General features: G+C 62.2%; 7 protein-coding genes. 2 read left to right on the top strand and 5 right to left on the bottom strand.

Annotation, left to right across the window (positions count from 1 at the left end; genetic code table 11):
* Positions 1-161: 161 nt before the first annotated feature.
* Positions 162-719 (top strand): sugar transferase, encoded by a 558-nt coding sequence (locus tag G333_RS0109305; RefSeq protein WP_081624528.1) that lies wholly within the window; start codon positions 162-164, stop codon positions 717-719.
* Between the two features lie 662 nt (positions 720-1381).
* Here the strand turns inward: G333_RS0109305 and G333_RS0109300 are convergent.
* The 5 genes from G333_RS0109300 to G333_RS0109280 form a co-directional block, all read right to left on the bottom strand.
* Positions 1382-2353, bottom strand: coding sequence for a hypothetical protein (locus G333_RS0109300; RefSeq protein ID WP_019628306.1), 972 nt, complete (start codon positions 2351-2353; stop codon positions 1382-1384).
* Entirely contained in the window at positions 2350-3363 is a 1014-nt protein-coding gene (locus G333_RS0109295; protein WP_019628305.1) for an HEXXH motif-containing putative peptide modification protein, read from the bottom strand. The genes G333_RS0109300 and G333_RS0109295 overlap by 4 nt, the downstream gene beginning before the upstream one ends.
* A 157-nt stretch (positions 3364-3520) precedes the next feature.
* Positions 3521-3697, bottom strand: coding sequence for a hypothetical protein (locus G333_RS15180; RefSeq protein ID WP_196800404.1), 177 nt, complete (start codon positions 3695-3697; stop codon positions 3521-3523).
* 586 nt (positions 3698-4283) lie between these two features.
* Complete coding sequence (locus tag G333_RS0109285) at positions 4284-4484, bottom strand: hypothetical protein (RefSeq protein ID WP_019628304.1); 201 nt, start codon at positions 4482-4484, stop codon at positions 4284-4286.
* A gap of 206 nt (positions 4485-4690) precedes the next feature.
* Positions 4691-5449 (bottom strand): glycosyltransferase family 2 protein, encoded by a 759-nt coding sequence (locus tag G333_RS0109280; protein WP_255346824.1) that lies wholly within the window; start codon positions 5447-5449, stop codon positions 4691-4693.
* Between the two features lie 82 nt (positions 5450-5531).
* On the opposite strand from G333_RS0109280, the gene G333_RS0109275 reads away from it, so the two are divergent.
* A complete protein-coding gene (locus G333_RS0109275) occupies positions 5532-6428 on the top strand; it encodes a glycosyltransferase family 2 protein (protein WP_019628302.1) in 897 nt (298 codons plus the stop codon).
* Positions 6429-6458 lie beyond the last annotated feature (30 nt).

Here is a 6458-nt window from a genome sequence, read left to right as displayed (position 1 = left end):
TGGCGGTTTTCTGGCGTTGGCGGGGGCTGCGCTGCAGAGGCGGCTCCTACGAGAGTGGCGTTTGGCATAGGTGCCCGGCCTCTGGCCGATGGGGTATGGGTTAGCGTGGTGATCGGCCAGGGGGCTGGGCGCCTACATGTAGGAATAGAGGTGAGAGTGTTTTGATACGAGTTCTGGATGTTGTGTTGTCGGTGTTGGGGCTGGTGGTGGCGGCGCCGGTGTTGCTGGTGTTGTGGTTGCTGGGCTGGATGGAGTCGCGGTCGCCGCTGTTTCGGCAGGAGCGCGTGGGGCGGCATCAGCGGCCGTTTGTGCTGGTGAAGTTCCGCACGATGCGGCCGGATACGGCGTCGGTGGCGACGCATCTGGCCGAGGCCTCGGCGGTGACGCCCCTGGGGCGCTTTCTGCGCAAGACGAAGCTGGATGAACTGCCGCAGCTGTGGAATGTGTTGAAGGGCGAGATGAGCCTGGTGGGGCCGCGGCCGGGCTTGTTCAACCAGGAAGAGCTGCTGCAGGAGCGGGCGGCGCGCGGAGTGCTCGATGCGCGACCGGGGATTACTGGCCTGGCACAGATCCGCGGGATCGATATGTCCACGCCGCGCGAACTGGCGGAAGTGGACCGGCAGATGCTGGATGCGCTGACGGTTTGGGCGTACTTCCGGTACCTGGTGCTGACGGTGCTGGGGCGCGGGTCAGGGGATCGGGTCCGGCCGTCGTCCTGAGTGCAGTTTGCCTCCGATGGTGGATGGGTGTTCCTTCCGCTCAACATGCGCTGAGGACCGTGAGCTCAGGCTGAAAACCCCGTCGCCGTTATCCGGGATCTCTCGCGCTTGGGGCGAGCCTGGCACCTGCCATCGTCCCGCCGTGGGAGGTTCCCGGCCCCTCGCTTCGCTACCGCCGGGATGGCGGGGTAGAGCTGCGGCCGCGAACATGGATCGGCCGCGCGGGGGGGGGGCGGTGGCCATCGCCGGGTCCAGCTTTTAATGGCCTTGCACGTCTGCACGGATGCGGTCGATTTCAGCGCGGTTGTTCAAGGCTCACTGTGTAGGGAGATGCCGATGAATGTGCACGTTTACATTCATGAGTGTCGCGTGGTTTTGCCCAACGGTGGGTGATGCCTGTCGTTGTTCTGACCCGAGCGGCTAGCGGTTGGGATGGGTCAGCCGTCGGACGGGCCGGGATGGAAGCGCTGGTTTCTGTGGCCGAGGGGCTAAGGCGGGCGGGTGGTGCTGTTGCGTTGCTGAGACCGTTAGCTCCGTGTCTGTGGCTGCCGTCTTGTAAGGATATCGGGTCTTTCCAGATGTCGTTCCCGGTGCCGGACTGCGCTTTTTGAGCACCGGTCCCTACACCTGTTCGCCTCGAGTAGGGGAGCGTGCCGGCCAGGTCAGGGCAGTCGAGGCCAGCGGCTTAGCCGCCTTGAGCGGTAGAGGTCGCCAAACCAGGCCCGCCAGGTGCGCCCGTCCGGCAGCTTGTGGCGGGTGGTTCGCGATGGGGTGTCAATCTCGGACAGGGCATGGACGAGATTGTCCTCGAATCGCTTGAAGGTCTCGAGGCGAATCTCGAACGGGTGTGACTTTAACCCGTAGAAGAACGGATTGGTGTTGATTTCGTAGACCTGGTTTTTTCCCTTGAACAGCCCGAAATCGGCTCGCCCGTATTCGATTTCGGCGTGCTGAAATGCGGGACGCATGGCGTCTGCGTGAGTATGGTCAGTGACCATTTTGTATTCTTCTTCGTACAGTTCTTCGGGCGCGATACCCCGTTGGCCGTACTTGGCGACCCACGTTTCCTGGTGCGCGCAGGGTGCGCCGATGACGCGGTCGCCAATCCGGTATGCGGCCAGCTTGCGGTATAGGCCCTCGCGCACGGGTTCGGCCGCGTACTGCACCACGATGATTTCCCGCCGTGGAACCCCTCGGGAAATCTGCTCCTCCAGGGCGTCTCGAAGAGCGACCGGGGTATGGAGCAAGTCCGTGAGCGTGCCTCGATGGGCGGAATCGGTTCGCAGGAAGACTGGATACACGTCGGTAGGCGGCTCGTCATCGGCGTGCCATACGTTGAACTCATTGATGCTCCGCAGCTTCAAATGCCGGAGCAGCTGGTATCGGGAACGGTGCCGGGCCGGATTGTTGACCACCCGGGCGCCAGCGTCTCGCAGTTGGCGATAGATGGTGGCGACGCACTCCAGATCCCAGAAGTGCAGGCGATCGAGGTCCGAGAAGATGTAGGTCGCTTGGGGCAAGCGGCGTGCCCGCAGCAGCCGTTCATAGGGCATGACTCGGAAATCGATATCCGGATGGCGTTCCAGCGATCGATGCGTTGACCGGTGTGCCTGGGTGGCAAAGAGAATGATCATGGACGAGCCTCGGCCATATAGGCACGGGCGTTGTCCATCAGTTGGCTTCCCAACTCGGTCAGGAGTCCGTGTTCGTCGACCACCTGATGCCCGGCTTCGAAATTTTCCCGGTCGCGCTCGCGCGCTGCGTGTGCGAGTTCGCGTTCATCGTTGGAAAGAAGTTCCGACGCCAGGAGCTGGCTCATGGCCCAGTGCATGCGTGCTGACACGTAGGTCGCATGATAAATGCCGTCCATGGGGCGAGGGTCGGCGCGCAGCGGCGAATCGAAGAGTTGGGAGTCTTCGTTCAGGGTCAGTGGCTCGTGCGTGCAGAAGCCGAAAAGCAGGCTGTGGGCGCTCTCGTGTGCGAGGACCTCGGCCATCTCGATCCGGTTGGTATGAAGGCCGGCATTCAGGAACAGGGCCCCCCAGAGCTGGTAATGCGAACCGCCATGAAACTCGCTCTGATCGTTTGGCCCGCCGGTCACACCCACAACCTCGTGGACGATCGAGCGGATCTCTCCCGCCAGTTCGGGGGCAGCGTGCTCAAGCAGGTTCATTGCACCCTTGTAGCGATCGATGAACGAGCGGGCGGTTTCAGGAGCGGGGATATGCAGGCTGAGCCCGGACCGCATGGAAGCGCCCATCCGTTCGCGGTAGCACTGCCCCCGGGGGCCATCGTCGAGCGGGCCCACCGTCTGTGCGGGCGGCCGTGGCTTTTCCTGCGCCAGTTGCTCGAGAAATCCGGTTGCTCGTTCTTCGTCCTGCTGCAGTAGTGCGGTGACCGCGTCGTAGTAATGCGCAAAAGCCGTGGGGGCGTGGGGCGTCCCCATTTCGAGCGCGGCGGACCGTTGTTCCAGGGCCTGGTAATCCAGCGGCAGACGCTGGGCGCACGCTTCGGTTACCAGACGCAGGCTGCGTCCGAGCTCGGAATGCATGCGTTGATTGATCTGCTCGGCCCGTTTGGCGTCGGGTACGAAGTCGGGTCGAATGGACACAGGCGAAACCTTGGGGCGCGATGGGTAGCGCATTGGCAATGGTATGGCTTGTGGGGCAGGCGTACTCCGAAAAGACGCAATGCATGGACCCGACGCGGTTCAGTCGGGGCGTCTTCGAAGCGTGCCTGGAGAGGTTCCAGACCCGCAAGGCCTGACGACTGAGCCTGGCCTTGCGGTTGGATCCTGTGGTCTACCGGGAGACAGTGCTGCTGGGCTTTTCCCCAATTTTTGCCCCAAGTGCGGAGTTTACAGCCGGGCGGTCATCTTTTCGCCCGATCTTGGCTTCCAGGGCCGAAGACGGCGCGTTCGCGTGCAGCAGACGAAAGCCCAGGAGTTGGCGGGTATCCAGCTTGATGTTTTCCTTCATCTCGTTATCCCATGCAGATTCGTGAGTTCTGGGCGGAAAGCCCGGTCTATTAGTAGCCCACCGTTTACATATGATGCAAGGCCGAGTCCGGTGAACCGGCTTTCCGTTGTTCCGATGGCCATGTCCTTACGGTCGCGGTGCATGCCCGTTTATCCGAACGGATTAGCACCTAGGTGTGATCTCTCAATAGGTTGTCCACGGGACGACCTGTGAACTTTCTTTCGGGGTGGCTCCCTGAACCCGGGTGGGTTGGTGTGGCGGTCCGAGCACGTGCGAAGCCGGATTCGCGGGCCTGCGTCTTGCTCGAGGAAGGGGGAAGGCGTCCGCCCGGCGTTACGGCGGTTGCGCCGCACGACTGTGCGGGGTCGCCACGAATCTGGTCTCGCAGAAACTGTCTTAGGGCAAAGGCGTGGTCGGGAAAAGCGTTGTTGGTGCGTCGGACAGGTGCAATCGAGAGGCCTGGCACATGCCCCGCGAGACACATCACTCCATTCCGGTCGAGACCGACTCAGTGTGCCGCGGGGTATTGCGCGTGGCCGGGTTCCTTAAGCCGATTTGCCACCAATCCCGTTCGAGCTCGAGCGCCTCACTCGGAACCGGGCTTAACGAGCCCAATCTTTGCCCCGAGTGTCGAAATCAGGATCGGGTCGTCGCCTTTGCCCATTCCAATCTTGGCTTCCAGGGAAGACGACGGCGCGTTCGCGTGCAGCAGTCGAAAACCGAGGAGTTGGCGGGTATCCAGCTTGATCTTTTGGTCCATCGGGTTCTCCTTCATGGTTTTATTCATCTGAGCGTACTCGTTTGAGCTTTGCGCTCGTTGGTGAATTTACCCAATCTTTCGATGGGTTGCAAAGGCGAGCGTGTACCAAAACGTTTGTCGTTTTCGCGCCCGCCCCGGTCGCTTCTGCGCGAGCAAAGGCCCCAAGAAACCATGGATGGGGCGCACTGTCGTTCACGCATGACGAAAAGCGTCGGGTGTCGACGAGATTGGGTTTACTGGGTCCTTCGGTAGAGCGCACCGGCAAGGTGAGAGCCGATCAGGTAGGCCGACAGGCGGCGCCCCAGCCCTTCCTGCTGTCGATAGATATCCCACAGGGACGTGATGCGACCCGTAACGTTTCGTGACAGGCCCTTGCCGTGGGCTCGATACAGTGCCGTTACCTCTCCGGAAGACTGTGCATGCCCTCCCGCACGAAGCAGTGAAAGCCAGAGGGCGTAGTCCTGCGAGCGCCTGCGGTAAGGCATCTCGATCGTACCCACCCGTTCGCGGTCGATCATGGCGGTCAGACAGGCGATCCAGCAGCCGCGCAGCAGCCCGGAGTAATCAAGATCATCCGGAACTTGCACAATGCGTCCGGTCCGGTTGCCCAGCGCGGTGATTTTCTCGTAGGGGGAGAAGACCATTACTGCGTCGCTATTCTGGAGCTGGTTGATCTGTAGCGACAGCTTGTGGGGCAGCCAGACGTCATCGGCGTCCAGAAAAGCGACGTACCGACCTCGCATCAACCGGAACGCGGCGTTCCTTGCGACACTGGCACCGCCGTTCGAGGTGCGGCGAACGAGCGTAAGCCGTGGATCCCGGGCCGCCCGTTCACTTACCTGGGCCGCGCCATTGTCGGTGGAGCCATCATCCACGATGATCTGCTCCCAGTTTTCGAAGGTCTGTCCGGCCACCGAGTCCATGCAGGCTTTGATGTATGGCTCTGCATTGAACAGGGGTGTGATGACCGATACGAGTGGTTGTGAAGGCATTTTCAGGCATGCTTGCGGACAGTGGAACCGAGCGTAACTGCATCACGAGTGTGGTGCGAGTGCGTGGGGCAGAGGGGAGCGGATGATTTCAGGGGGCGAGATCCTGTGCTCGGTGATTATTCCGGTTTATCGGCACTGGGATGACCTGAATCGGGCGTTGAGTGCACTTGAACGGCAAACCCTGGAAAGGGATGCGTTCGAGGTGATTGTGGTCGACAACGACAACGACAACGACCCCGGCCAAGGCCCTGCGATCTCGGGCACTTCGCTGAACGTCCGGGTGGTTTCCTGCGATGCGCCTGGGTCGTATGCAGCGCGCAACGCGGGAATCGAGCATGCCCGGGGTGCGATCGTGGCGTTTACGGATGCTGATTGTCAGCCGGATGCCGACTGGCTGCGTCAGGGGCTGTCCGCCATGGAGAACAGGGCGTTCGGCCTGGTCGCCGGGCCAGTGCTTCTGGAACCTGCACTGCCGGGTCGTCCCGGAGTCGCGGAGCACTACGACATGTTGATGGGGATACGGCAGGAACGTTATGTGCGACGGGGTTACGCGGCGACGGCGAACCTTTTCGTCCGCCGCGCCTTGTTCGATGTGGTTGGTGTGTTTGATTCGCATCGATACTCAGGGGGGGATGCGGAGTTCTGTCGTCGCGCCGGTGCGGCGGGATTTCGGATTGGCTACGCGCAGGCGGTCCTTGTTCGGCACCCTGCCCGGGCCACGGCGGGAGCCCTCGTGTCCAAGGCGAGACGCCTGAAGGGTGGGCAGGTGACGCGAGGCCCGCTCAGGCACCGGGTGTTCTGGGTGGTCCGAACGTTTCTGCCGCCTGTCCTGCGTTGTGCGCGTCTGATGCTGTCCCGAACGGCCCCGGCCGGTCTGGGGCGCCGATTCGATCTGTGCCGTCTGCAGTTGTATCTTTGGTGGTGCGAGGTGGGCGAGGTTCGGCGCCTGCTGGGAGGTGGGGAGCCGCTGCGAGGTTAGGATCGCAGCGGCCGGTTTCTGCGCCGTTTC

Source organism: Thioalkalivibrio sp. AKL10, assembly GCF_000381845.1.
Lineage (GTDB): Bacteria > Pseudomonadota > Gammaproteobacteria > Ectothiorhodospirales > Ectothiorhodospiraceae > Thioalkalivibrio > Thioalkalivibrio versutus.
The sequence above is the reverse complement of the archived record's forward strand: the minus strand, read 5'-3'. Positions and strand labels throughout refer to the sequence as shown.

Coding starts and splice junctions, on each gene's coding strand:
- G333_RS0109300 (WP_019628306.1), bottom strand. CDS start 2,353: ATGATCATTCTCTTTGCCACCCAGGCACACCGGTCAACGCATCGATCG.
- G333_RS0109295 (WP_019628305.1), bottom strand. CDS start 3,363: ATGCGCTACCCATCGCGCCCCAAGGTTTCGCCTGTGTCCATTCGACCC.
- G333_RS0109280 (WP_255346824.1), bottom strand. CDS start 5,449: ATGCCTTCACAACCACTCGTATCGGTCATCACACCCCTGTTCAATGCA.
- G333_RS15180 (WP_196800404.1), bottom strand. CDS start 3,697: ATGAAGGAAAACATCAAGCTGGATACCCGCCAACTCCTGGGCTTTCGT.
- G333_RS0109285 (WP_019628304.1), bottom strand. CDS start 4,484: ATGAATAAAACCATGAAGGAGAACCCGATGGACCAAAAGATCAAGCTG.
- G333_RS0109275 (WP_019628302.1), top strand. CDS start 5,532: ATGATTTCAGGGGGCGAGATCCTGTGCTCGGTGATTATTCCGGTTTAT.